The organism is Lactococcus cremoris subsp. cremoris KW2, from assembly GCF_000468955.1.
Lineage (GTDB): Bacteria > Bacillota > Bacilli > Lactobacillales > Streptococcaceae > Lactococcus > Lactococcus cremoris.
In genome coordinates this window covers 488634-512417 of sequence record NC_022369.1, presented here as the reverse complement: position 1 = coordinate 512417, position 23784 = coordinate 488634, and the positions used below count along the sequence as shown (strand labels likewise).

Below are 23784 nucleotides of genomic sequence, written 5' to 3'. Positions count from 1 at the left end.
TTCCATCTCCTATTATGATAAAATTACAATCTAATCATAACATAAAAGCTTTATTGTTTCAAAAATTTATCTATACGTTATCCAATCATTACTCTATAGTTTCAAAAAATACCATCTATTAAAAAAATTACTGACAAAATTGTCAGTAATTTTTTTATTCTGCAATCTTAGCAGCATTATCAATTTTCTTATACAATTTATTTTGATAAATTAAGATATAGATTGAAGCCAAAATGGCAATGCCCGCAAAAGCATAAACAATGATATTTCCAGCTGACCAGCCATAAGATTGAACAACCCATCCAATGACCAAGGTTGCCGTCACTTCCCCAATGATATACTGACAGAATCCCATTGTTCCTGTTGACATTCCATTGGCAAATTTCGGTACGGCTTCATTGACCATCAAACCGACAATCGTCGCGGGTGCATAGATAAATGTTCCCATAATTAATAAGACAATGATAATCAAAGTGTGGTTTGTTGCTGCAAAATAAGTAATCAGACAGGCATGCATGGCGATCAATGAAATCAAAACCATAATGGCCCGACGTCCTTTGAGCAAATCAGTAATAAATCCGATGATAATAACTCCAGGAACAGCTGCAAGTTCAAATATTCCTGTCAGCCATTTTGCCGTTGAATTATCAAATCCTTTGACATTGACCAGATAATTTGGAATCCAACTCATGATGCCATAACGCACCACATAAATTGACAGTGAAGTCAAAATGACTGCCCAAACGAGTTTATTTTTGACAATGTATTCAAAGAATATCTTAAAGACATTTTCGTCAGAAACATCACCTTCGACAACTTCTCCATCTTTAATGACCACTTTATCCCCAGAATATTCTTCAATCGTAGGCAATCCCTTTGTTGTTGGACGATCAGAGCCAAGAAATAATACGATAACAGCAATGATAATCGAGACAATTGATGCTGTCCAAAAACTCCATTGAAGCGAAGCGCCGAAAAACAAAGCAGATAAATTAATGACAGCCACACACATGAAAGCTCCTGCATTATGAGCCGATGACCAGATGGAAAATGCCGTTCCACGCGCCATAATCGAGCCGTTTCCTTTGCGTCCAAACCATAAGCCAACCAAACGCTGGCAGGCCGCAGCCCCCATGCCTTGCATGACTGAGTTCAGCAACATCAGAAAAACAATCATCCCAAAACTTTGAGTCGTCCCATAAAGGGCATTGATGATTGATGAAACAATCAAACCCGTTGCCACATAGCGATTGGGGTTGGCCCTATCAGCTAGAGTTCCCATAATAAGTTTTGAGATTCCATAGCCAATCCCAAACATGGAGAGAATCGTCCCAATCTGTCCCATCGAAAAGCCATAAGCCTTGGAGATATCATTTTGCTGAACGGTGAAAATCAATCGAATAATATAATAACCAATATAAACCATTGCTGTCGAAATTAGAACCCGAATTTGCCAAATTTTATATAAACGGGGAACTTTTTCCTCTGAGATTTTTTGCTCTGCATCTGGAGCTGGCTTTAAGAATCCAAGCATGTTGAATCCCCTTTCATTTTGATAAATTAATTATAACTTACTATCCATTGAAATAAATTCCTGATTTTACTATAATTTCAGGAATTTATTCTTAAATAATAAAAAATTTACTGACAGACCATATTTTACTAGAATCTGTCAGTAAAATTCTAACAGTCAAACAATCCTCCCCTGTTCTTTATATTCTGTATAAAGTTGAATCAAAAGGTGAATAATAAGTTCTAGTGGGAGCATATTATTATAGTCAACTGGAATTTTTCCAGAAGCCTTTTTTTGATAAGCAAACAAAGATAAATCGCTTTGTTGAGCTAATCTGCTTTCATAATTTCCGGTAATAGCCAAAACTTTTTTACCCTCTCTTTTTGCTTTGAGGGCTGTCGCGACAATCAATTCTGTTTCACCAGACAAACTCAGGCCAACAAGAAAAGTATTTTCAGGCAATTTACTAAGATAATTCTGCATATTATCCTGATAAAGACTCACCGCCTTGACATCTAAAAATTGCAAATCTCTGGCAAATGAATCGGCTATTCTCACTGATAAACCACGAGAGATAACTACGACAGAATCTGCCTGATAAATATTTTCAACAACTTTAGCTAAGTTTTCACTCTCTAGTAGCCTCACCGTTCTTAACAATTCCTCTATCGTTTCAGAGACAACTTGATTGGCACTTTCTGATAAGCCGTGAATCCATTTGTTTGTATTCATTTTTATTTTTGCTGTATTTTTGTATTCAGAAAAACCAGAAAAATTTTTCTTTTTCAAAGTTCGAATGATTGATGAAGGACTGACATGAGCAGATTCAGCAATCTGAGCAACTGTCATTTGGATAACTTTTGTCTTATTTTCTTCTAAGTAATTCCAAATATAAATTTCCACACTGGTTAAATGATTCATAAAACTCCTCTGAATAAAAATTGTTGACTCTTAATAGCTATAATTTCTAAAAAAATATAAAAAAACTTACTGACAATTGTATCAGTAAGTTTTTAAATTACATAAAGTCACGCAATGGTTTAGAACGACGTGGGTGACGAAGTTTTTTGATTGCTTTTGCTTCAATTTGACGAATACGTTCACGAGTCACTTTGAATTGTTTTCCAACATCTTCCAAAGTATGCATCCGTCCATCATCAAGACCGAAACGCATTCTCAAAACATTTTCTTCACGGTCAGTCAAAGTATCCATCACTTCATCTAACTGTTCACGTAAAAGAATACGATTTGTATAATCAACAGGTGATTCGATGACATCATCCTCGATGAAGTCACCAAGATGAGAATCATCTTCTTCACCAATAGGTGTTTCGAGTGATACTGGTTCTTGAGCAATTTTCAGAACTTCACGAACCTTATCTGGCGCCATGTGCAACTCTTTACCAATTTCTTCAGGTGAAGGGTCGCGTCCGAGTTCTTGCAAAAGATTACGTTGAACACGAATCAATTTATTGATTGTTTCAACCATATGCACTGGAATACGAATCGTGCGGGCTTGGTCAGCAATTGCACGTGTAATCGCTTGGCGAATCCACCAAGTTGCATAGGTAGAGAACTTGAATCCTTTCGTGTGGTCAAACTTATCCACAGCTTTCATCAAGCCCATATTTCCTTCTTGAATCAAATCCAAAAATTGCATTCCACGTCCAGAATAACGTTTTGCAATTGAAACAACCAAACGCAAGTTGGCTTCGGCAAGCATTTGTTTCGCAAATTCTGCCCCTTCACCACCAGCAATAATTGCTTCAGCAAGTTTTGTTTCTTCATCAAGAGAAATCAATGGATAACGACCAATTTCTTTAAGATACATACGAACAGGATCATCAATACGAACATTCGTAACGATTTCATCCATTGCAGTATCTGAAACTTCTTCTTTTTCAATTTCATCAGTTACAAGAGCCAAAGGACTTGGATTTCCATCTTTATCCACAATTGAAATTCCCGCATCTTGAATTTGTTTGAACAAATCTTCAAGAGCATCATCCACAATTCCAAATTTAACAGAAAGCTCATCCATGATTTCTTCATCAAGCGCTTCACCCAAAGGTTTACGTTTGGTAATATAGCCTTTAACTGCTTTTTCATAAGCTTTTACATTAAAAGTATCACCATTTTCTTTGATTTCAACTCTCGCTAAAGTTTTAGGACTATCCATCTTTTCAACAACAACAGGTTTAACATTTAATGCTTCAAGAAGACGACGTTCCTCACCAGGTCCAACTGAACTTGAATGTGATTTTACAAGTAAGCCAATTTCTTGGGCTTTCTCAACCAAGACACGGTTTTGAACTCCTGTTTCTTTCGAAATTTGACTTATTCTTTTTTTATTTGCTGCCAATTCGATCCTCCTCTTTGGGTAAAACTACTGACAAAACTGTCATTAAATAGACTAGCCAATTGTCAGTAAAAAAATATTATAATTTTTTCTTTTGATTAATAATCTGAAGGGTTAACTCTAACATACGTTCTTTATTTCCTGCTTTTTCTGCAGTTGCTAATTGTTGCTGAAGTTCTTCAAATTTTATTTGTTCCATTTCATTTGAAAAAATGGAAACCAAGTCATTAATTTCCTGACTTGATGCAGTCTCTGGTAAATCTAAACTTATAATCTGATAAAAGAGACTACGCTGATCCTCTGACAACTCACTTGCCAAATGGGATTCATCAATCTGCTCATAAACCATTGCCTCAAGTAATATCTTTTCAAATATATCCTGATAACGTTTATGGACAAATCTAAAATTTTCATCCTGAGAAAATTTTTTCAAAACAGATGAATGATAAATCATTCGATGAAGGAGCATCTCCTCAGCTCTTTCTGAACGAGACAATTTAGGAACCTGAATCGTTGGTTGAAAAACTTGAGCTGGTTCATTTCTTCTATCAGCTACTTGAGGTTGAATATTATTTTCATAAAAGATTTCTTCAAAATCAATAGGTATGGCCGAATCAAGATTAGAATAATCTCTCTCGTCAGCAAAATTTTCAACTAGATTTGAAGCCCCATAATCACTGACAGAATGGTCAGTAATATTCATATTTTCACGGCGCAAATTTACAGCCTGCTCCACTTGATTATACTCGAAATCAGGCAAAATCTCAACTAATTTTCTTATATAAGCATCCTGAGCCGTTATCGATTGTAGCTTTGCAATCATTGGCGCAATCTGCTCAATAAAATCTAGCTGAACCTGCAAATTAGCCAAATTTTCAGGTCTTAGAAAATCAATCAAGAACTCAATGGGCTGAATCCGCCCAGTTTCCATCAATGCTGATAGACCTGTTAGACCATATGTTTTAGAATACTCATCAGGGTCTAACCCTTCAGGTACCTTGACAATCTGAACATCAGATTCACCGACCAAATTAAGAGCCTTATAGATGGCATTTTGTCCAGCAGAATCTCCATCATATACTAATACGAATTTTTTAGCAATTTGTTTCAAGCGACGAACATGCTTCTCCGTCAAAGCCGTTCCCATTGAGGCAACAACATTATTTATTCCCGCTTTATGAGCCGCAATAACATCCATGAAACCTTCCATTAAATAAACTTCACGCCGCTTAGAAATAGTTGGTTTTGCTTTATCTAAATTCCACAATTCATAAGATTTATCAAAAATTGTCGTTGCTGATGTATTGATATATTTTGCTTTTGAATCATCATTCTCTTGCCATTTTCGTCCAGAAAAACCAATCGTTTGACCGTATTCATTAGTAATTGGAAACATGATTCGATTCGTAAAAGCATCAAAAACCCTATTATTTGAAAAATGAAATAGTCCTGAGTTAGCCATAACTTCTTCATCAAATTTATTTGATAAGTTTTTAAAAATAAAATCATTTTCCTCAGGAGCCAAACCAATATTAAATCTTTTGATTACATCATCAGTAATCCCACGTTCAGCTAGGTAGTCTCTGGCTCGTTCCCCTAATTCTGTTGACATCAACAAAATATTATATAAACGAGCAGCCTGATTATTGATTTCATAGAGTGGCGCATTAGGATTGTTTTTTTCTTCTCTGTCATTAGAAATATCAAGAGTGACCCCGGCGAAATTAGCCAACTCTTTAACAGCATCAATAAAGCCCACTTGATTATATTCTTTTAAGAACTCAATAGCATCTCCAGACCTACCACAACCAAAACAATGATAAAATCCTTTTTCTGCATTTACATTAAAAGAAGGAGTTTTTTCGCCATGAAAAGGGCATAAGCCAATATAATTTTTACCGGTGCGACTTAAGGCAACATATTGTGAAATCAAATCAGCAATATTAACCTTTGACTTTAAGTCATTCACAACTTCAGTATCTACTGAAACCATTCGCTACTCCCCCTTTCATTTTGACTATGAACATTCAAATAAGTAATCACAACTTAAGTATAACACTTAGGAAAGAGTCTGGTTTATTATTCATTCACAAAATAAAATCGATTCTTTCAAATTTTTATCATTTTCTATCGCTTTAAAGTCTAAAAGACGCCTATTTAGCAATAGACGTCGAACAAAGGGGGGTAAGGGATTCGAACCCTCGCGCCGGTTTCCCGACCTAACGATTTAGCAAACCGTCCTCTTCAGCCTCTTGAGTAACCCCCCATAGGCTTATTAACAATGAATAGATACCTTACATATCCATTATGGGAATTCCAGGATTCGAACCTGGGACCCCTGCGTTATCAACACAGTGCTCTAACCAACTGAGCTAAACTCCCATATAATGTTTTCAAATGAAAACTAAGCGGATGACGAGAATCGAACTCGCGTAGCCAGCTTGGAAGGCTGGGGTTCTACCATTAAACTACATCCGCTAACAAAGAATGGCGCGAGACGGAATCGAACCGCCGACACATGGAGCTTCAATCCATTGCTCTACCAACTGAGCTACCGAGCCAAAGATATGGATCTTGCTGGATTCGAACCAGCGACCGATCGGTTATGAGCCGATAGCTCTAACCAACTGAGCTAAAGATCCAGCTGATAATTATAGCGGCGAAGGGGATCGAACCCCCGACCTCTCGGGTATGAACCGAACGCTCTAGCCAGCTGAGCTACACCGCCATGTTTGACCTAAGTCAAATTGATGTAAAAACATCAATCGGGAAGACAGGATTCGAACCTGCGACACCTTGGTCCCAAACCAAGTACTCTACCAAGCTGAGCTACTTCCCGTTATATGCAAGCGGTAGGATTCGAACCTACAACCGCCTGATTCGTAGTCAGGTACTCTATCCAGTTGAGCCACGCCTGCAAATAACTTTTTATAAATAACTAGTAATAATACTAGTAAGCGAACGACGAGATTCGAACTCGCGACCCCAACCATGGCAAGGTTGTGTTCTACCCCTGAACTACGTTCGCACTTAAACTTTGTGTCTTACGACAATGCCGACTACATGATTCGAACACGCGACCCTCTGATTACAAATCAGATGCTCTACCAACTGAGCTAAGTCGGCTAATAACCTAGTATGCGGATGAAGGGACTTGAACCCCCACGCCGTTAAGCGCTAGATCCTAAATCTAGTGCGTCTGCCAATTCCGCCACATCCGCTAGGAATTATGACCCGTGCTGGGCTCGAACCAGCGACCCTTTGATTAAAAGTCAAATGCTCTACCAACTGAGCTAACGAGTCATTAGTATTACTACTAACGGTTCTGACGGGAATCGAACCCGCGATCTTCGCCGTGACAGGGCGACGTGATAACCGCTACACTACAGAACCTTTATTCAATTAATGGCTGAAACAACCAATGGGAGTTAACGGGATCGAACCGCTGACCCTCTGCTTGTAAGGCAGATGCTCTCCCAGCTGAGCTAAACTCCCAAACTTGGCCACTCGCATATCTCCCAGGGGGCAACCCCCAAGTACTTCCGCCGTAGATGGACTTAACTTCTGTGTTCGACATGGGAACAGGTGTATCTCCATCGCAATGATGACCAAATCATTAAATGTTACTTTGAACATTCAAAACTAAATAACAATTCTTCTAACTTCTAAACCATAAGCATTTTATATTTGACTCTTTTGGTAAAGTCCTCGAGCGATTAGTACTGGTCCGCTCCAAGTCTCGCAACTCTTCCACTTCCAGCCTATCTACCAGATCATCTCTCTGGGCTCTTAATTCTTACGAATGGGTAATCTCATCTTGAGGTGGGCTTCGCACTTAGATGCTTTCAGCGCTTATCCCTTCCCTACATAGCTATCCAGCCGTGCTCCTGGCGGAACAACTGGTACACCAGCGGTAAGTCCATCCCGGTCCTCTCGTACTAAGGACAGATCCTCTCAAATTACCTACGCCCGCGACGGATAGGGACCGAACTGTCTCACGACGTTCTGAACCCAGCTCGCGTGCCGCTTTAATGGGCGAACAGCCCAACCCTTGGGACCGACTACAGCCCCAGGATGCGACGAGCCGACATCGAGGTGCCAAACCTCCCCGTCGATGTGAACTCTTGGGGGAGATAAGCCTGTTATCCCCAGGGTAGCTTTTATCCGTTGAGCGATGGCCCTTCCATGCGGTACCACCGGATCACTAAGTCCTAGTTTCCTACCTGCTCGAGTTGTAGCTCTCGCAGTCAAGCTGGCTTTTACCTTTACACTCTACGATTGATTTCCAACCAATCTGAGCCAACCTTTGAGCGCCTCCGTTACTCTTTAGGAGGCGACCGCCCCAGTCAAACTGTCCGTCAGACACTGTCTCCCTGGCCGATTATGCCAGCGGGTTAGAGTAACCATAAGTCAAGGGTAGTATCCCAACAACGCCTCAATAGAAACTAGCGTCCCTATTTCAATGGCTCCTACCTATCCTGTACATGACTTACAGGTACTCAATATCAAACTACAGTAAAGCTCCATGGGGTCTTTCCGTCCTGTCGCGGGTAACCTGCATCTTCACAGGTACTAAAATTTCACCGAGTCTCTCGTTGAGACAGTGCCCAAATCATTACGCCTTTCGTGCGGGTCGGAACTTACCCGACAAGGAATTTCGCTACCTTAGGACCGTTATAGTTACGGCCGCCGTTTACTGGGGCTTCAATTCATACCTTCGACTTACGTCTAAGCACTCCTCTTAACCTTCCAGCACCGGGCAGGCGTCACCCCCTATACATCACCTTGCGGTTTAGCAGAGAGCTGTGTTTTTGATAAACAGTTGCTTGGGCCTATTCACTGCGGCTGGCTTTTACACCAGCACCCCTTCTCCCGAAGTTACGGGGCTATTTTGCCGAGTTCCTTAACGAGAGTTCTCTCGATCACCTGAGGCTACTCGCCTCGACTACCTGTGTCGGTTTGCGGTACGGGTAGATATGACTTTACGCTAGAAGCTTTTCTTGGCAGTGTGACATCAGAGAGTTCGCAACCGTAGTTGCTTCCCCATCACAGCTCAATGTTAGAGAGAAATGCATTTGACACATCTCACACCTCACTGCTTAGACCAGAATCCATTAACTGGCATCTCTTAGCCTACTGCGTCCCTCCATCACGATCATATCTAGTACTGGAATATCAACCAGTTGTCCATCGACTACGCCTTTCGGCCTCGCCTTAGGTCCCGACTAACCCAGGGCGGACGAGCCTTCCCCTGGAAACCTTAGTCTTACGGTGGATAAGATTCTCACTTATCTTGCGCTACTCATACCGGCATTCTCACTTCTTAACGCTCCAGCACTCCTCACGGTATACCTTCATCGCGGTTAAGAACGCTCTCCTACCATTGATAAAATATCAATCCAAAGCTTCGGTAATATGTTTAGCCCCGGTACATTTTCGGCGCAGGGTCACTCGACTAGTGAGCTATTACGCACTCTTTGAATGATAGCTGCTTCTGAGCTAACATCCTAGTTGTCTGTGCAACCCCACATCCTTTTCCACTTAACATATATTTTGGGACCTTAGCTGTTGGTCTGGGCTGTTTCCCTTTCGACTACGGATCTTAGCACTCGCAGTCTGACTGCCGAACATGTGTATTAGCATTCGGAGTTTATCTGAGATTGGTAATCCTAGACGGACCCCTCACCCAAACAGTGCTCTACCTCCAATACACTTACATTTCGACGCTAGCCCTAAAGCTATTTCGGAGAGAACCAGCTATCTCCCAGTTCGTTTGGAATTTCTCCGCTATCCACAAGTCATCCAAACACTTTTCAACGTGTCCTGGTTCGGGCCTCCAGTGCGTCTTACCACACCTTCACCCTGCTCATGGATAGGTCACTAGGTTTCGGGTCTACATCATGATACTAAGTCGCCCTATTCAGACTCGGTTTCCCTACGGCTCCGTCTCTTCAACTTAACCTCGCATCATAACGTAACTCGCCGGTTCATTCTACAAAAGGCACGCTCTCACCCATTAACGGGCTCGAACTTCTTGTAGGCACACGGTTTCAGGTGCTATTTCACTCCCCTCTCGGGGTTCTTTTCACCTTTCCCTCACGGTACTGGTTCACTATCGGTCACTAAGGAGTATTTAGGGTTGGGAGATGGTCCTCCCGGATTCAAACTGGATTTCGCGTGTCCAGCCCTACTCAGGATACTGCTAGGTATAAGCGCTATTTCGTCTACGGGATTATTACCCTCTTTGATTAACCTTCCCAGGTTATTCGACTATAATGCTTAAGTCCACGTTGCAGTCCTACAACCCCAAGAAGCAAGCTTCTTGGTTTGCCCTTCTTCGCGTTCGCTCGCCGCTACTTACGAAATCGTTTTTACTTTCTCTTCCTGCAGGTACTTAGATGTTTCAGTTCTCTGCGTTACCTTTACATGAGCTATGTATTCACTCATGAATAACTGCTAGTAGCAGCTGGGTTTCCCCATTCGGAGACCTAGGGATCAATGCGTACTTACTGCTCCCCCTAGAATATCGTCGTTAGTCACGTCCTTCATCGGCTCTTAGTGCCAAGGCATCCACCGTGCGCCCTTATTAACTTTGCCATGATGATTTATAATCATCGTTTTTCAAGTATAAGTTTGTAAATTCTTTAAAATTCACAGCTTTTGGTTTATTTATCGTTATTAGATATTGTTATTTAGTTTTCAATGTTCAAGTGATTTTAACGTCTTGTCTGACAATGGAGCCTAGCGGGATCGAACCGCTGACCTCCTGCGTGCAAAGCAGGCGCTCTCCCAGCTGAGCTAAGGCCCCACAATCAAGAATTTGATTCTTGCTTAGGTTTATGACTAAACCCCTCAAAACTGAATAAAGTTGAATGCTCACGTCTTTGTATATATTCCTTAGAAAGGAGGTGATCCAGCCGCACCTTCCGATACGGCTACCTTGTTACGACTTCACCCCAGTCATCGGTCTTACCTTAGGAAGCGCCCTCCTTGCGGTTAGGCAACCTACTTCGGGTACTCCCAACTCCCGTGGTGTGACGGGCGGTGTGTACAAGGCCCGGGAACGTATTCACCGCGGCGTGCTGATCCGCGATTACTAGCGATTCCGACTTCATGTAGGCGAGTTGCAGCCTACAATCCGAACTGAGAATGGTTTTAAGAGATTAGCTAAACATCACTGTCTCGCGACTCGTTGTACCATCCATTGTAGCACGTGTGTAGCCCAGGTCATAAGGGGCATGATGATTTGACGTCATCCCCACCTTCCTCCGGTTTATCACCGGCAGTCTCGTTAGAGTGCCCAACTTAATGATGGCAACTAACAATAGGGGTTGCGCTCGTTGCGGGACTTAACCCAACATCTCACGACACGAGCTGACGACAACCATGCACCACCTGTATCCCGTGTCCCGAAGGAACTTCCTATCTCTAGGAATAGCACGAGTATGTCAAGACCTGGTAAGGTTCTTCGCGTTGCTTCGAATTAAACCACATGCTCCACCGCTTGTGCGGGCCCCCGTCAATTCCTTTGAGTTTCAACCTTGCGGTCGTACTCCCCAGGCGGAGTGCTTATTGCGTTAGCTGCGATACAGAGAACTTATAGCTCCCTACATCTAGCACTCATCGTTTACGGCGTGGACTACCAGGGTATCTAATCCTGTTTGCTCCCCACGCTTTCGAGCCTCAGTGTCAGTTACAGGCCAGAGAGCCGCTTTCGCCACCGGTGTTCCTCCATATATCTACGCATTTCACCGCTACACATGGAATTCCACTCTCCTCTCCTGCACTCAAGTCTACCAGTTTCCAATGCATACAATGGTTGAGCCACTGCCTTTTACACCAGACTTAATAAACCACCTGCGCTCGCTTTACGCCCAATAAATCCGGACAACGCTCGGGACCTACGTATTACCGCGGCTGCTGGCACGTAGTTAGCCGTCCCTTTCTGGGTAGTTACCGTCACTTGATGAGCTTTCCACTCTCACCAACGTTCTTCTCTACCAACAGAGTTTTACGATCCGAAAACCTTCTTCACTCACGCGGCGTTGCTCGGTCAGACTTTCGTCCATTGCCGAAGATTCCCTACTGCTGCCTCCCGTAGGAGTTTGGGCCGTGTCTCAGTCCCAATGTGGCCGATCACCCTCTCAGGTCGGCTATGTATCATCGCCTTGGTGAGCCTTTACCTCACCAACTAGCTAATACAACGCGGGATCATCTTTGAGTGATGCAATTGCATCTTTCAAACTTAAAACTTGTGTTTAAAGTTGTTATGCGGTATTAGCATTCGTTTCCAAATGTTGTCCCCCGCTCAAAGGCAGATTCCCCACGCGTTACTCACCCGTTCGCTGCTCTTCAAATTGGTGCAAGCACCAATCTTCATCGCTCAACTTGCATGTATTAGGCACGCCGCCAGCGTTCGTCCTGAGCCAGGATCAAACTCTCAAATAAAGTATTTAAGTCACCGAAGTGACTGGCTTGTCTTTCATTATTGATTGACAGATTTTTGATGTATTGCTACATCACATGAGTCATTCTTCTTTATTCAGTTTTCAATGGTCTAGCTTGTCGCGCTTCAACGCTCGTCTCTCGCGACAACTATTATATTCTATCAAACCTATCTCGCCCTGTCAAGAATTTAATGTGGCTTTTTCAATCTTTTTTTCTTATTGTCTCTTAAACCCTGATATTACGCGCTTCTTTGGTTGTTGTTTTTTTATTTTTCCCTTCTTTTATTTCGTTTATTCAATAACATCTGATAATTTTATGAAAAATATCTTATCTGAAACTTTTAAAATGGCAAAAAAATAAAGTACTGCAAATGACAGTACTTTATTCTCATTAATTATAAAAATTATTTTACTTTAGCTGTTGTAGCAATAACTTCTACTGCTTTTTTCATAGCAATATCGTGTTTAAGCATGTCAACTGGAAGAAGTTTTTCAACTTGTTCAACAGGCATGTTATATTGACCAGCAAGATCTTCAATTTCAGCTTTTACTTCTTCATCTGAAGTTGTAAAGCTTTCAGCAGCTGCAATTGCTTCGATTACTAAGTTAGTACGAACGCGTTTGTCAGCATCTGCTTCATATTGTTTATGGAGATCGTCTTCAGAAGTACCTGTAATTTGGAAGTACATTTCTGGAGAGATTCCTTGTTGTTGCATTCCTCCAAGGAATTCATTCATCGCACGATGAACTTCTTCATGAATCATTTCTTCTGGGATTTCTTTGATTTCAGCGTTAGCAACAGCAGCTTCAATTGCGGCAGTTTCTACTGCATCATCGTAAGCTTCTGATTTTGATTCTTCAAGTTCTTTACGGAATTTAGCTTTAAGTTCTTCTAAAGTTTCAACTTCTTCGTCGATGTCTTTTGCAAGTTCATCATCAAGTTCTGGCAATTCTTTTGCTTTTACTTCATTGACAGTTGTTACAAAAAGAGCTTCTTTTCCTGCAAGGTCTTCAGCTTGATAATTTTCTGGGAAGGTTACTTTAACTTCTACAGTTTCACCAGCTTTTGTACCAATAAGTTGTTCTTCAAATCCTGGAATGAATTGGCCTGAACCAAGTTCAAGACTGTGGTTTGAACCTTTTCCACCTTCAAATTCAACACCGTCAACTGAACCAACAAAGTCAATAACAACAGTATCACCATTTTCGGCAGCAGTTTCTTTTACTACAAGTTCTGCCAAGTTGTTTTGAGCGTTTGTTAAACGTGTTTCCACTTCTTCATCAGTAACTTCTTTAGTTGCGTCTACTTCAACTGTAAGGTCTTTGTAGTCACCAAGTGTGATTGTTGGTTTAACAACAACTTCTGCTGTCAATTCCCAATCAGAACCTTTTTCCATTTTTGCTACGTCAATTTTTGGTTGAGCAACTGGTTCGATAGCAGCTTCTTTTACTGCAGCATCGTAAGCAGTTGGAAGAACAGCATTCAAAGCTTCTTCAAAAAGAGCTTCTTCACCGTACATTTTATTGAACATTTGACGGCTGATTTTACCTTTACGGAAACCAGGAACGCTAATGTTAGCTTTTACTTTATTAAAGGCTTTGTCAAGCCCAGTTTTAATTGTTTCTTGATCAATTGAAAATGAGAGTGTACCCTTAGTATCACTAGTTTTTTCAAAACTTACAGTCATTTTTTTCTCCTTATTTTGAGCCTAAGCTCAGAAATTCATACCTTTCAAGAATAGCATAAAATACGCTATATTTCAACCATTACTTGCTTTTTCAGCTCATAAAATATGAATTTCTATTTTCATTATTACTATTTTTTAATTAAAAAAGCCCAATTTTTTCAAATTGAGCTTCTTTTTATTTTCCAGGGCTTAGCTTGGTCATAACTTCATTCCATAAATCATGATTAAATATATTAGAAGGATTTCCTCCACCTAGAAAACCATAACCAACCATTAGCCCTAAAACAATGGCAAGGACTAACAAAATGATAACAAAAATGATAATTGATAATCTTAGTCCTAAAAATTTTATGGTCTTCTTGAACATTATTCTTCTCCGTCTTCATCTTTCACTCGGACAATATCAGCACCAAGTGCTTTTAATTTTTCATGGAATTTATAATAACCGCGGTCTAAGTGACTTAATCTTCTTACAGTTGTTTGGCCTTTAGCCACTAATCCTAAAAGAATCAAAGCTGCACTCGCTCTTAAATCTGTTGATTTTACTGCGGCTCCTTGCAAATTTGAATTTCCTTGGATTAAGGCTGTATTTCTAGTAATATCTACTTCCAATCCCATACGACGCATTTCTTCTAAATGTTGGAAACGATTTTCAAATACTGTTTCAACCATTACAGATTCTCCAGCCGCGATCGCTTGAGCGGCAGTCATTTGAGATTGCATATCCGTTGGAAAACCTGGGTGTGGCAATGTTTTAACACTAGTAGCTTTGAGTTTTTCAGGCCCTACGACTCTAAGTCCTGTTTCTTCTTGAGTGAAATTAACGCCCATTTCACTCAGTTTTGATATTAATGGACGATTATGCTCAGCAATTGCATCTTTAATTAGTACATCACCTTGGGTCATTGCTGCTGCAACCATGAAAGTTCCGGCTTCAATTCGATCTTGAACAACAGAGTGTTTTGCACCGTGCATTTTTTCAACACCTTTGATTATGATTGTATCAGTCCCAGCGCCCTTGACATTTGCACCCATTTTGTTCAAAAGATTGGCTAAGTCAACGATTTCTGGTTCGCGTGCCGCATTTTCGAGTGTTGTTACTCCTTCGGCCAAGGTAGCCGCAAGAATTAGATTTTGCGTGGCTCCTACTGAAGGGAAATCAAGATATATGTGAGCTCCTTTTAATTTATCAGCCTTAGCTTCAATATAACCAGCATTTTGAGTAATTGTTGCTCCCATTTGCTCAAATCCACGCAAATGTAAATCGATTGGACGTGAACCAATTGAACATCCTCCTGGCATAGAAACCCGCGCTTGGCCATTTCTAGCTAAAATCGGTCCCATGACAACAATAGATGCTCGCATTTTGCTGACATACTCATAAGGGGCAGTTGTTTTTATTTCAGAATTGGCTTTAGCAATGATTTTCTTTGCTTCTTGGTCAAAACTAATGCTCGTCCCTAGATGATCTACTAAATTATTCATCATAAAAACATCACTTAAAATAGGGACATTAGTTAATACAACTTCGCCTTCACTCGCAAGTAAAGTAGCGGCAAGAAGTGGAAGAACAGCATTTTTTGCTCCTTCAATTTCGACTTCTCCTTGAAGTTTTGTTTGCCCACCTTTTACAATTATTTTATCCATTTATTTAAATTCCTATTTTTCCTCTATTTTTAATTTATATTTTTAAATTATATCATAAAAGAACATTCTATTTTGCTGAAACATTTCATTTGTTTTAACTTTTAATGTATTTTTGTATTTCTGAAACCAAATATGCTGGAGCTGTAAACACTTGTTCTCTACAGTTAAACCTTGGTTTTTCCCCTGATGTTGTCAATGTGACAAAACCAATTTTTTCAGCGATAATACTTCCAGCAGCATAGTCCCATGGTTGAAGATTACTAAAATATCCCAGAATTTTACCTTCTAAAAGTTGACTGTAACTGATTCCTGCACTTCCAATAATACGAACCCCTAAAGTTTGATGACTTAAATCTAATAAGCCGCCACTATTAGTGCGATACATATAACTGTTCACCCCGAGTAAACTCTTATCAAGAGACATCTTTTTGCTTTCAAGTTCCTTTTGATTGCAAAATGCTTTATGACTATCACACCAGTATAGTTTATCTTTCATCACATCAAGAATTAAGCCAAATTTTCCAACACCAAATTCATAATAAGCAAGCATAATGGCAAAATTATCTTTTTGAACAATGAAGTTTGTCGTTCCGTCAATCGGATCTAGAATCCATAAATGAGGAATTTCTGGATCAAACTTTATTTTTTCATCATCTTCTTCGGCTAAAATCTTATCCTCTGGAAAATGGTGCAAAATATTGCTTACTAATTGTTCTTGAACTTCTTTGTCAAAATTGGTCACTAAGTCATCATAACGTGTCTTTTCGGTAATTTCGAGAGGAGAGCTGATATTTTCTTTTAAGAAATTTCCAGCATCTCTTACCCAATCTTTAGCTAATTCAAGCCTTGTCAGCACTGACAAATCGTTTCCCACTAGCTTCTACCTCCTTGAGCGCTCGATAAAGTGAGTAACCACTGCTCTGCTCAAAATCTCTTCCCAATTGTTTTTCCTGCATTTTTGAAGGAACAACTTTTTTGAAAGCAGTGTAAGACTCAAGAAAAAGCTCTTTTTCGACTTTACTTTCATAAAATTTCTCAACTTGATTGAAAAAAGAGAGCACTTCTGTCATTTCAGTAGTACTCCAACTTAAATCAAGAGGGTAATTATAATTTTCTTTCATGATCCTCCTGGCTAGGCCTCGGTCTCTTTTATTTATTTCTTATAAGCATGCAGAAAAATTTACTGACGGAGTTGTCATAAAAAGCCTTTCTTCCATCTTCCTTATACCGTTTATCCCTTTAACAAATTAGTAAGTAGACTAACTTAATTAATTTCATAAACTTGGACACTGGTTAATTTTTGCTTTTTTGAGTTCTTCATCAGTAAACTTTGCCGACTTTTTAATCTATTGTAGTTAACATTTCTGCGCGACGATATTCTCGTGGTAAAAATGCACGAATCTCATCTTCGTTAAAACCAATCTGAAGGTGTTTTGAATCCGTGATAATTGGGCGTCTTAATAGATTTGGAAATTCAGTCACCAAATCTAACAACTCATTTATGGTCAAATTGTCAACATCCACAGCCAACTTTTGAAAAACTTTTGACCGTGTTGAAATAATGTCTTCTGTTCCATTTTCTGTCTTAGTCAAAATTTGACGCAAATCGTTTGTTGTCATCGGTTGTGTCAAAATATTGTGCTCTACAAAGGGAACTTTGTGGCTTTGCAACCAAGCGCGCGCTTTACGGCAGCTGGTACATGATGGCGATAAATATAAATCAATCACAGTCCTATTTCCCATCCTTTTAAAATTATCAGTAAGTTTATTTTTCTCCCTATTGGGCAAAATCTAATTTACATCTGGTAAGTATTATACCAAAATTAATATAGCAAAAAAAGTAACGTCATGGTTTTTATAAATTATTTTCTTATAAAAATTACAAAATTAGTCATTCATCTCTTCAAAAGTCTCTTGTAAATCTTCAAAATTAAGTAAATAGACTTCGTAATTTGAACTTTGTTTCATTTTTTCGACCATATATTTTAATTTTGTCTCATTTTCTTCATCGTAGAAAACAAATGATCCTTCTGTATTTTCAAGTAAAAATTCATTATACTGACGAAATTGACCTGGATTTTCGTAAGCTTCAAAAGCATACTTAACGAAATCAACTTGTTTGAAGCTTGCTAATTTTATTTGGTTATTCTCATTCCAATTTTGACCGTGAGTCTCAAAAGGAAAGATTGTTCCGATTTGAAATTCATAGTCTGTTTGCAGCTCTTTAGCGACTTCTAAGGCCCAATATTCAAATCCCAAATTTCCTGTAAAAACGATCCAGCGCAGTCCTTCTTCTAAGAAATTTATCAATTTTCTTCTGATTGTTTTTTTTATAATTGATACTTTAATGTCTTTTTCATTGAAAATCCCTAGATCAAAACTTGTATAACCCATGATGAGCAGTGAATTCATAAATATTTTCCCCTTGTAAAATTTATGTTATAATAGACATTATATAACTAACTGAGAATTTTATAAAGGTAGAAGACAGAATGGTTAATTATCCTAATGGAAGGTCGCAGTCTTATAGCGCTGTTCCTAAAAAACAAAAAACACTGACAGAGCTGTCAGCAGCTAAAAAGGGTGCTCCAAAATCTAAAAGTCTTGTTGCTTTCGGAAAGCGAGGGATGAATTTTGAAGCAGAAATCAATGCAACAAATGATTACTATCTCTCACGCGGTCTTGCCGTTATTCATAAAAAACCAACACCGATACAGATTGTTAAAGTAGACTATCCACAACGAAGTCGTGCAAAAATTACAGAAGCTTATTTTAGACAAGCCTCTACGACTGACTATTCTGGAGTCTATAAAGGTCATTATGTTGATTTTGAAGCAAAAGAAACACACCAAAAAACGGTTTTTCCTTTAAAAAATTTCCATGAACATCAAATTGTTCACATGAGTAATGTTCTCGCTCAGCGAGGGATTGCTTTTGTATTGTTACATTTTGCGGCTCTAGACGAGACATATCTTCTCCCGTCTTCCTATTTAATTACGTTTTATTACGAAAAAAACGGTTTAAAGTCAATCCCACTCGCTTATATTCGCGAAAATGGCTATAAAATTGAAACGAACCACATTCCTAGGATTCCATATCTAGAAATTGTGAATAAACTTTGTGAGGTACAGTAAAATTTCTACTAAATCTAAGAAAAATAAACAAAATAAACGGGCAAAACGCGGTTCTGCTAAATCAAAATGGTGGACAGCCGTTAAATTATTTTTGATTGTCTTCTTTTCATTAATTATCTTGGGGCTAGCTGCCGGTGGCGCTGTTTTTGTTTATTACGCCAAGGATGCACCCGCTCTCAATTTAGATAAGCTTGAATCTACTCCTTCTCCTAAAGTCTATGATTCAAAAGAACAGCTTGTTGCAACTTTAGGGGCAGAGCAAAGAAATTTAGTTAAAACAGACAATATTCCGGTTATGCTGGTTAATGCTGTTACTTCTATTGAAGACCATCGTTTTTTCAACACACGTGGAATTGACCCGATACGAATTGCCGGTGCCTTCGTCAACAACTTAAAAGGTGGTTCTTTAAACGGGGGTTCTACCCTTGATATGCAGTTGATTAAACTTTCTTTTTTCTCAACAGATGAATCGGACCAGACTTTGAGCGTCAAAGTTCAAGAAGCTTGGATGGCTCTAAAATTGGACCAAAAATGGACCAAAGAACAAATTTTTACTGCTTATGTCAATAAGGTAAATATGGCAAATGGGTATTACGGGATGGGAACTGCTGCGCAAGCCTATTACGGAAAAGATTTAACAGAACTTTCAATTGCTCAACTGGCTCTTCTTGCTGGAATGCCTCAAGCTCCTAATACTTATAACCCTTACACGAATGCAACTTCTGCCAAATGGCGCCGTGACATGGTTATTCGCTCAATGCGTCGTTATAATAAAATTACGGCTGAAGAAGAGAAAACGGCGCTAGCTACTCCAATTGATGATGGTCTTCAACCTTTGCAACAAAGCGTTACGATTCCTAGTTATGCTGATAACTTCCTCAAACAAGCTATAGCACAAGCCAAGACCTTAGCTGGTAATGATATTTTAAACGAAGGGGTTAAAATTTATACAACCCTTGATACTACAGCACAACAAAATCTATATAATATTGTTAATAGCGGTAATTATATTACCTACCCAGATGATACACTGCAAGTAGCTTCAACGGTCACTGATGTTAAAACTGGCGCTGTAATCGCACAAATCGGTGGACGTAATCAACCAACCGATGTCACTTTTGGTTTCAATCAGGCGGTTCAAACAGACCGAGATTGGGGTTCAACGATGAAACCAATTGTTGACTATGGCCCCGCTTTTGAAAATAATATCTATACTTCAACGAATGATTATGTTTCTGACTCCCCAACGACTTATCCAAACGGAACGCCTTTGAAAAACTGGGATAATACCTATTTTGGTTCAATGACTGTTAAGAGCGCATTGGCCCTTTCCAGAAATATTCCAGCTGTTAAAACTTTAATTAATGTTGGTTTAGATAATTCTAGTAAATTTGTGGATGGTTTAGGTATTAATTTGAACCCGCTGCAATACTCCAATGCTATCTCTAGTAATACTAATACAAAAAATGGTGGGGCAAGTTCTGAGAAAATGGCTGCGGCTTACGCTGCTTTCTCAAATGGTGGTATCTACACTAAACCTTACTATGTTTCTAAAGTTGTTTTCCCCGACGGGCGAACAGTTGAATACAAACCAGTTCGTTCACGGGCAATGCAAGCTTCAACAGCTTATATTATGACTAATATTCTCCAAAGTGTTTTAACATTACCACTTTCTGAATCTGTCGGTTCATACGCTGCTGTTCCGGGCTTGCCTGCAGCTGGTAAAACAGGGACTTCTAATTATACTGATAGTGAAATGGACCAAATTACTGAAAAATACGGCTCACTTCCTGGAATGGTTTCTCCTGATGAAAACTTCGTTGGTTATACTCCTCAGTATTCAATGGCCGTTTGGACTGGTTATTCAAATCGAATGACTCCAATATATGGTACAAGTACTCAAATTGCCACAAAAGTCTTTTCATCAATGATGACTCAACTCAATCCTGACCCGTCTGCTGTTGCAACTTGGACAGCGCCTGAGGGCGTCGCTCAACAAGGATCTGCTCTGGTTAAAACAGATAGTTCTGGTCAAACCGTTACACAATCTTCTGCTAATGGTGGCTAAATGATAATTGAAAAAATTGTTAATAAAATTGCTCAGGAAAATACTTATGTCCTGAGCAATTCTACTTCATACCTTATTATTGACCCAGGAAGTGATTCATCAGCACTTCTTGAGTATCTAAAACTTACTGACAAAGCGGTCTGTGCAATTTTATTAACTCATGCCCATTTTGATCATATCATGGGATTAAATGATTTAAAAAAATATTTCCCAAGCGCTCCAATCTATCTTCATCACTCAGAAAAAGAATGGATGAAAAATCCTGAATTAAATGCCTCACTATTTTTTCTGGGAAAGGCAATTACTGGACCGGATGCTGAGCAATTTTATAAAATTGGACAGGACTATAATTTAGATGGATTTAGATTTCGAGTTTTAGAAACTCCCGGGCATTCTATCGGTGGAGTAAGTCTTCTCTTTGAAAGCGAAGGCGACTCCTGCCTGTTTAGTGGAGATGCTCTCTTTAAAAACGCTATTGGGCGTTGGGATTTACCAACTGGGAATCAAGCACAACTTTTAGAATCAATTCGTGACCAACTTTTTAGACTCGATAATCATATTCGTGTGCTGCCTGGTCATGGACCAGAGACGACAATTGGCGCTGAAAAACTTCATAATCCATTTTTCCAATAAAAAAAAACACTGACAGTTCTGTCAGTGCTTTTTTATTTAAATTTTAATGGTTTGGCCTGGATGAATCATATCGTTAATTCCAAAACCATTGAGAGCGGCCAGTTGGTCAGCTGTCATTCCATTGGCTGTTGCAATAGAATAGATACTGTCACCATTTTGAATTGTGTAACTACCAGATGATGCTGATGTGCTTGTATTTGTTGAACTGTTTGTACTAACTTGTAAAACTTGTCCTACTTGGAGCATTGTGTTAACATCATAAATTCCATTAGCTGACATCAATGATGAAACTTTCATTCCATATTGCTCAGCAATTGAATAAAGGCTATCCCCTGATTTGATAGTATATGTATTAGCTGATGTGCTTGAAGCGGTATTACTTGTGTTTGTTGTCGTGCTACTTGCTCCAGCAACTTGTAAGACTTCCCCAACATGAATATCGTTAGCACTCTCCAAACTATTTGCTGATACAAGTGCCTCTACTGTTGTTCCATATTGTGCAGCGATCGCTGACAACGAGTCCCCTTCTTGTACTTTATAAGTTCCGACTGAATTTGGTGTGGCTGCTGAGCTTGTTGTAACAGCGCTCGCACTAGAAACCTCTCCCCCTTGGTCATAAATACTCAATCCAAGTTCTGAAATCACACTGTTCAATTTAGAAGCATAAGTTGGGTCAGTCGCATAACGTCCTTCAAGCCAAGCAGTTGCATCTAAGTAAGAGCTAGTATTTTCACGCCAAGCACCTGAATAATATGAAGAACCACGCAACATTTGAGCTTGGGCAACGCAAGCATCATAAACTGAACTATAAGATTGAAATGGTTCAACAACATTTGTCATTACGCCATTTAAGTATTCCTGCGTTGGTAAATAAACTGGTGTTCCAGAAGTGTATTTTACTCCAAAAATATTATTATAATTACTTGCTAAAGCACTTTGACCACCACTAGATTCCAAAATTCCTTGGGCAATCATTACTGATGGATAAAGCCCATAGTCATTGGCTACTGGTACTGCAGCATTGATGATTTCTTGAACTGATGCTGCTTGAGCTTTGATTCCACCTAGACTTGCCAAAGCAACAATTGACGCTCCAAGCGCTAATTTATGTTTCTGTTTCATCGAGTTTCCCCTCTTAATTAACTAGTTTTTTGACTGAAATATGCCAATTGTATTTTTATTGTTACTTACTAGTATAAAAATTTTCTGACGATTTGTAAAGTCTTTTCTTTATTATTTTTAAAATTTCATTGTCATAAATTTTTTTTAGAGCCATGATTATAATATTAGGAGGCAAAATTTTTTATTTGAGCTATAATGAAAATAAAGGAGCCAAAAAAATGACAAAAATCTATGAAAATATTACCGAACTGATTGGACATACTCCTATCATTAAATTACAGAATGTCCCAGCCGATAGCGCTGATGTTTATGTTAAACTTGAAGCTTTTAACCCTGGCGGTTCCGTCAAGGATCGGATTGCTCTTTCTATGATTCGCGCCGCTGAAGCTGATGGCCGCTTACAGGCTGGCGGAACAATTGTTGAACCCACTTCTGGTAATACTGGAATTGGCTTGGCCTTTGTTGGTTCCGCTCTTGGCTACAAGGTCGTGATTGTCATGCCAGAGTCATTCTCACTTGAACGTCGTAAATTGATTCAAGCTTATGGTGCTCAGTTGGTTTTAACCCCTGCTAGTGGTGGGATGAAAGCTGCAATTGCCAAAGCAAAAGAACTTTCAGAAACAGAAGGCTATTTTCTAGCCATGCAATTTGAAAATCCTGCAAATCCTGAGGTTCATGAAAAAACAACTGGTGCCGAAATTATCGACGCTTTTGGCCCAACTGGACTTGATGCTTTTGTCGCAGGAGCAGGGACTGGAGGAACAATAACAGGAGTTTCTCACGCCTTAAAAAAAGTCAATCCAAATATTAAAACTTATGTTGTAGAAGCTGATGAATCTGCTATTCTCTCGGGCGAACCTGCTGGACCTCATAAAATTCAAGGAATTTCTGCTGGTTTCATTCCTGGAAATCTTGATACCAAATCTTATGATGAGATCATTCGTGTCAAAGGAGAGGATGCTATTTTAACTGCTCGTCATCTCGGGGGTAAAGAAGGATTTTTAGTTGGAATTTCTTCTGGTGCAGCCATTTATGCCGCTCTCGAAGTAGCAAAAAAATTAGGTAAAGGTAAAAAAGTGTTAGCCATTGCTCCTGATAATGGTGAACGTTACTTGTCAACTGCTCTTTACGATTTTGATTCTGAAAAATAAAATAAATAGTTACTGACAGAAA

16 protein-coding genes, 15 tRNA genes and 3 rRNA genes are annotated in these 23784 nt (G+C 39.5%); 4 read left to right on the top strand and 30 right to left on the bottom strand.

All coding sequences use genetic code 11. The annotated features are described in order from the left end of the window. Window positions 1-154 precede the first annotated feature (154 nt). From KW2_RS02595 to KW2_RS02455, 29 genes are all read right to left on the bottom strand, one after another. Window positions 155-1534, bottom strand: coding sequence for an MFS transporter (locus tag KW2_RS02595; protein ID WP_021036802.1), 1380 nt, complete (start codon window positions 1532-1534; stop codon window positions 155-157). A 156-nt stretch (window positions 1535-1690) separates the two neighbouring features. Beyond that, window positions 1691-2434 carry a MurR/RpiR family transcriptional regulator gene (locus KW2_RS02590; RefSeq protein ID WP_021036801.1) on the bottom strand — a complete coding sequence of 248 codons (744 nt, stop codon included), beginning with the start codon at window positions 2432-2434 and terminating at the stop codon, window positions 1691-1693. Window positions 2435-2531: 97 nt separating this feature from the next. Continuing rightward, window positions 2532-3692, bottom strand: coding sequence for an RNA polymerase sigma factor RpoD (gene rpoD, locus KW2_RS02585; RefSeq protein ID WP_371265335.1), 1161 nt, complete (start codon window positions 3690-3692; stop codon window positions 2532-2534). Window positions 3693-3951: 259 nt separating this feature from the next. Then, on the bottom strand, window positions 3952-5865 hold the full coding sequence (gene dnaG / locus KW2_RS02580) for a DNA primase (RefSeq protein WP_021036800.1): 1914 nt from the start codon (window positions 5863-5865) through the stop codon (window positions 3952-3954). A 185-nt stretch (window positions 5866-6050) separates the two neighbouring features. Continuing rightward, window positions 6051-6138: transfer RNA gene (locus tag KW2_RS02575), tRNA-Ser, on the bottom strand. Window positions 6139-6180: 42 nt separating this feature from the next. Then, window positions 6181-6254 (bottom strand) — tRNA-Ile (locus KW2_RS02570). A 25-nt stretch (window positions 6255-6279) separates the two neighbouring features. Continuing rightward, window positions 6280-6350, bottom strand: a tRNA-Gly gene (locus KW2_RS02565). Window positions 6351-6360: 10 nt separating this feature from the next. Beyond that, window positions 6361-6433, bottom strand: a tRNA-Phe gene (locus tag KW2_RS02560). 7 nt (window positions 6434-6440) lie between these two features. Then, window positions 6441-6514 (bottom strand) — tRNA-Ile (locus KW2_RS02555). 12 nt (window positions 6515-6526) lie between these two features. After that, window positions 6527-6600, bottom strand: a tRNA-Met gene (locus tag KW2_RS02550). A gap of 37 nt (window positions 6601-6637) precedes the next feature. Beyond that, window positions 6638-6711, bottom strand: a tRNA-Pro gene (locus KW2_RS02545). Window positions 6712-6716: 5 nt separating this feature from the next. Next, window positions 6717-6790: transfer RNA gene (locus tag KW2_RS02540), tRNA-Arg, on the bottom strand. Window positions 6791-6828: 38 nt separating this feature from the next. Continuing rightward, window positions 6829-6900, bottom strand: a tRNA-Gly gene (locus KW2_RS02535). A 25-nt stretch (window positions 6901-6925) separates the two neighbouring features. Then, window positions 6926-6998, bottom strand: a tRNA-Thr gene (locus KW2_RS02530). A 13-nt stretch (window positions 6999-7011) separates the two neighbouring features. After that, window positions 7012-7093, bottom strand: a tRNA-Leu gene (locus KW2_RS02525). A gap of 9 nt (window positions 7094-7102) precedes the next feature. Continuing rightward, window positions 7103-7175, bottom strand: a tRNA-Lys gene (locus KW2_RS02520). A gap of 17 nt (window positions 7176-7192) precedes the next feature. Then, window positions 7193-7265: transfer RNA gene (locus KW2_RS02515), tRNA-Asp, on the bottom strand. Window positions 7266-7294: 29 nt separating this feature from the next. Continuing rightward, a tRNA-Val gene (locus KW2_RS02510) sits at window positions 7295-7367 on the bottom strand. 2 nt (window positions 7368-7369) lie between these two features. Beyond that, window positions 7370-7485 (bottom strand): 5S ribosomal RNA (gene rrf, locus KW2_RS02505). 83 nt (window positions 7486-7568) lie between these two features. Further along, window positions 7569-10469: ribosomal RNA gene (locus KW2_RS02500) — 23S ribosomal RNA — on the bottom strand. A 138-nt stretch (window positions 10470-10607) separates the two neighbouring features. Next, window positions 10608-10680 (bottom strand) — tRNA-Ala (locus KW2_RS02495). Window positions 10681-10773: 93 nt separating this feature from the next. Then, a 16S ribosomal RNA gene (locus tag KW2_RS02490) occupies window positions 10774-12320 on the bottom strand. Together the 16S, 23S and 5S rRNA genes with 15 tRNA genes alongside form the textbook arrangement of a ribosomal RNA operon. A gap of 403 nt (window positions 12321-12723) precedes the next feature. After that, window positions 12724-14007, bottom strand: coding sequence for a trigger factor (gene tig / locus KW2_RS02485; RefSeq protein WP_021036799.1), 1284 nt, complete (start codon window positions 14005-14007; stop codon window positions 12724-12726). 175 nt (window positions 14008-14182) lie between these two features. Beyond that, window positions 14183-14374, bottom strand: a complete 192-nt coding sequence (locus tag KW2_RS02480; protein ID WP_011675560.1) for a DNA-directed RNA polymerase subunit beta — start codon at window positions 14372-14374, stop codon at window positions 14183-14185. Then, window positions 14374-15654, bottom strand: a complete 1281-nt coding sequence (gene murA, locus KW2_RS02475) for a UDP-N-acetylglucosamine 1-carboxyvinyltransferase (RefSeq protein WP_011834554.1) — start codon at window positions 15652-15654, stop codon at window positions 14374-14376. Before murA ends, KW2_RS02480 begins: the two co-directional genes overlap by 1 nt. Before the next feature lie 94 nt (window positions 15655-15748). Beyond that, on the bottom strand, window positions 15749-16528 hold the full coding sequence (locus KW2_RS02470) for an inositol monophosphatase family protein (protein WP_021036798.1): 780 nt from the start codon (window positions 16526-16528) through the stop codon (window positions 15749-15751). Continuing rightward, window positions 16494-16775, bottom strand: coding sequence for a UPF0223 family protein (locus KW2_RS02465; protein ID WP_021036797.1), 282 nt, complete (start codon window positions 16773-16775; stop codon window positions 16494-16496). Before KW2_RS02465 ends, KW2_RS02470 begins: the two co-directional genes overlap by 35 nt. A gap of 220 nt (window positions 16776-16995) precedes the next feature. Further along, window positions 16996-17382: a transcriptional regulator Spx gene (spx, locus tag KW2_RS02460; protein WP_011675556.1), complete on the bottom strand. Its 387-nt coding sequence runs from the start codon at window positions 17380-17382 to the stop codon at window positions 16996-16998. Between the two features lie 159 nt (window positions 17383-17541). Next, window positions 17542-18066 carry an SLOG family protein gene (locus KW2_RS02455; RefSeq protein ID WP_021036796.1) on the bottom strand — a complete coding sequence of 175 codons (525 nt, stop codon included), beginning with the start codon at window positions 18064-18066 and terminating at the stop codon, window positions 17542-17544. A gap of 80 nt (window positions 18067-18146) precedes the next feature. On the opposite strand from KW2_RS02455, the gene recU reads away from it, so the two are divergent. Genes recU through KW2_RS12230 form a run of 3 tightly spaced genes read left to right on the top strand, consistent with a single transcriptional unit; the run spans window position 18147 to window position 21489 of the window. Further along, a complete protein-coding gene (recU, locus tag KW2_RS02450) occupies window positions 18147-18788 on the top strand; it encodes a Holliday junction resolvase RecU (protein WP_021036795.1) in 642 nt (213 codons plus the stop codon). Beyond that, window positions 18775-20856, top strand: a complete 2082-nt coding sequence (locus KW2_RS02445; protein WP_021036794.1) for a transglycosylase domain-containing protein — start codon at window positions 18775-18777, stop codon at window positions 20854-20856. The genes recU and KW2_RS02445 overlap by 14 nt, the downstream gene beginning before the upstream one ends. Continuing rightward, window positions 20857-21489 carry an MBL fold metallo-hydrolase gene (locus KW2_RS12230; RefSeq protein WP_021036793.1) on the top strand — a complete coding sequence of 211 codons (633 nt, stop codon included), beginning with the start codon at window positions 20857-20859 and terminating at the stop codon, window positions 21487-21489. 36 nt (window positions 21490-21525) lie between these two features. Here the strand turns inward: KW2_RS12230 and KW2_RS02435 are convergent, their stop codons facing one another. After that, window positions 21526-22611 carry a LysM peptidoglycan-binding domain-containing protein gene (locus tag KW2_RS02435; protein WP_021036792.1) on the bottom strand — a complete coding sequence of 362 codons (1086 nt, stop codon included), beginning with the start codon at window positions 22609-22611 and terminating at the stop codon, window positions 21526-21528. A 218-nt stretch (window positions 22612-22829) separates the two neighbouring features. On the opposite strand from KW2_RS02435, the gene cysK reads away from it, so the two are divergent. Continuing rightward, window positions 22830-23762, top strand: a complete 933-nt coding sequence (gene cysK / locus KW2_RS02430) for a cysteine synthase A (protein ID WP_021036791.1) — start codon at window positions 22830-22832, stop codon at window positions 23760-23762. Window positions 23763-23784 lie beyond the last annotated feature (22 nt).

Bases quoted from the DNA above. Each gene is read 5' to 3' on its own strand.
- KW2_RS02595 (WP_021036802.1), bottom strand. From the start codon at position 1,534: ATGCTTGGATTCTTAAAGCCAGCTCCAGATGCAGAGCAAAAAATCTCA.
- KW2_RS02590 (WP_021036801.1), bottom strand. From the start codon at position 2,434: ATGAATCATTTAACCAGTGTGGAAATTTATATTTGGAATTACTTAGAA.
- rpoD (WP_371265335.1), bottom strand. From the start codon at position 3,692: ATGGATAGTCCTAAAACTTTAGCGAGAGTTGAAATCAAAGAAAATGGT.
- dnaG (WP_021036800.1), bottom strand. From the start codon at position 5,865: ATGGTTTCAGTAGATACTGAAGTTGTGAATGACTTAAAGTCAAAGGTT.
- tig (WP_021036799.1), bottom strand. From the start codon at position 14,007: ATGACTGTAAGTTTTGAAAAAACTAGTGATACTAAGGGTACACTCTCA.
- KW2_RS02480 (WP_011675560.1), bottom strand. From the start codon at position 14,374: ATGTTCAAGAAGACCATAAAATTTTTAGGACTAAGATTATCAATTATC.
- murA (WP_011834554.1), bottom strand. From the start codon at position 15,654: ATGGATAAAATAATTGTAAAAGGTGGGCAAACAAAACTTCAAGGAGAA.
- KW2_RS02465 (WP_021036797.1), bottom strand. From the start codon at position 16,775: ATGAAAGAAAATTATAATTACCCTCTTGATTTAAGTTGGAGTACTACT.
- KW2_RS02455 (WP_021036796.1), bottom strand. From the start codon at position 18,066: ATGAATTCACTGCTCATCATGGGTTATACAAGTTTTGATCTAGGGATT.
- recU (WP_021036795.1), top strand. From the start codon at position 18,147: ATGGTTAATTATCCTAATGGAAGGTCGCAGTCTTATAGCGCTGTTCCT.
- KW2_RS12230 (WP_021036793.1), top strand. From the start codon at position 20,857: ATGATAATTGAAAAAATTGTTAATAAAATTGCTCAGGAAAATACTTAT.
- KW2_RS02435 (WP_021036792.1), bottom strand. From the start codon at position 22,611: ATGAAACAGAAACATAAATTAGCGCTTGGAGCGTCAATTGTTGCTTTG.
- cysK (WP_021036791.1), top strand. From the start codon at position 22,830: ATGACAAAAATCTATGAAAATATTACCGAACTGATTGGACATACTCCT.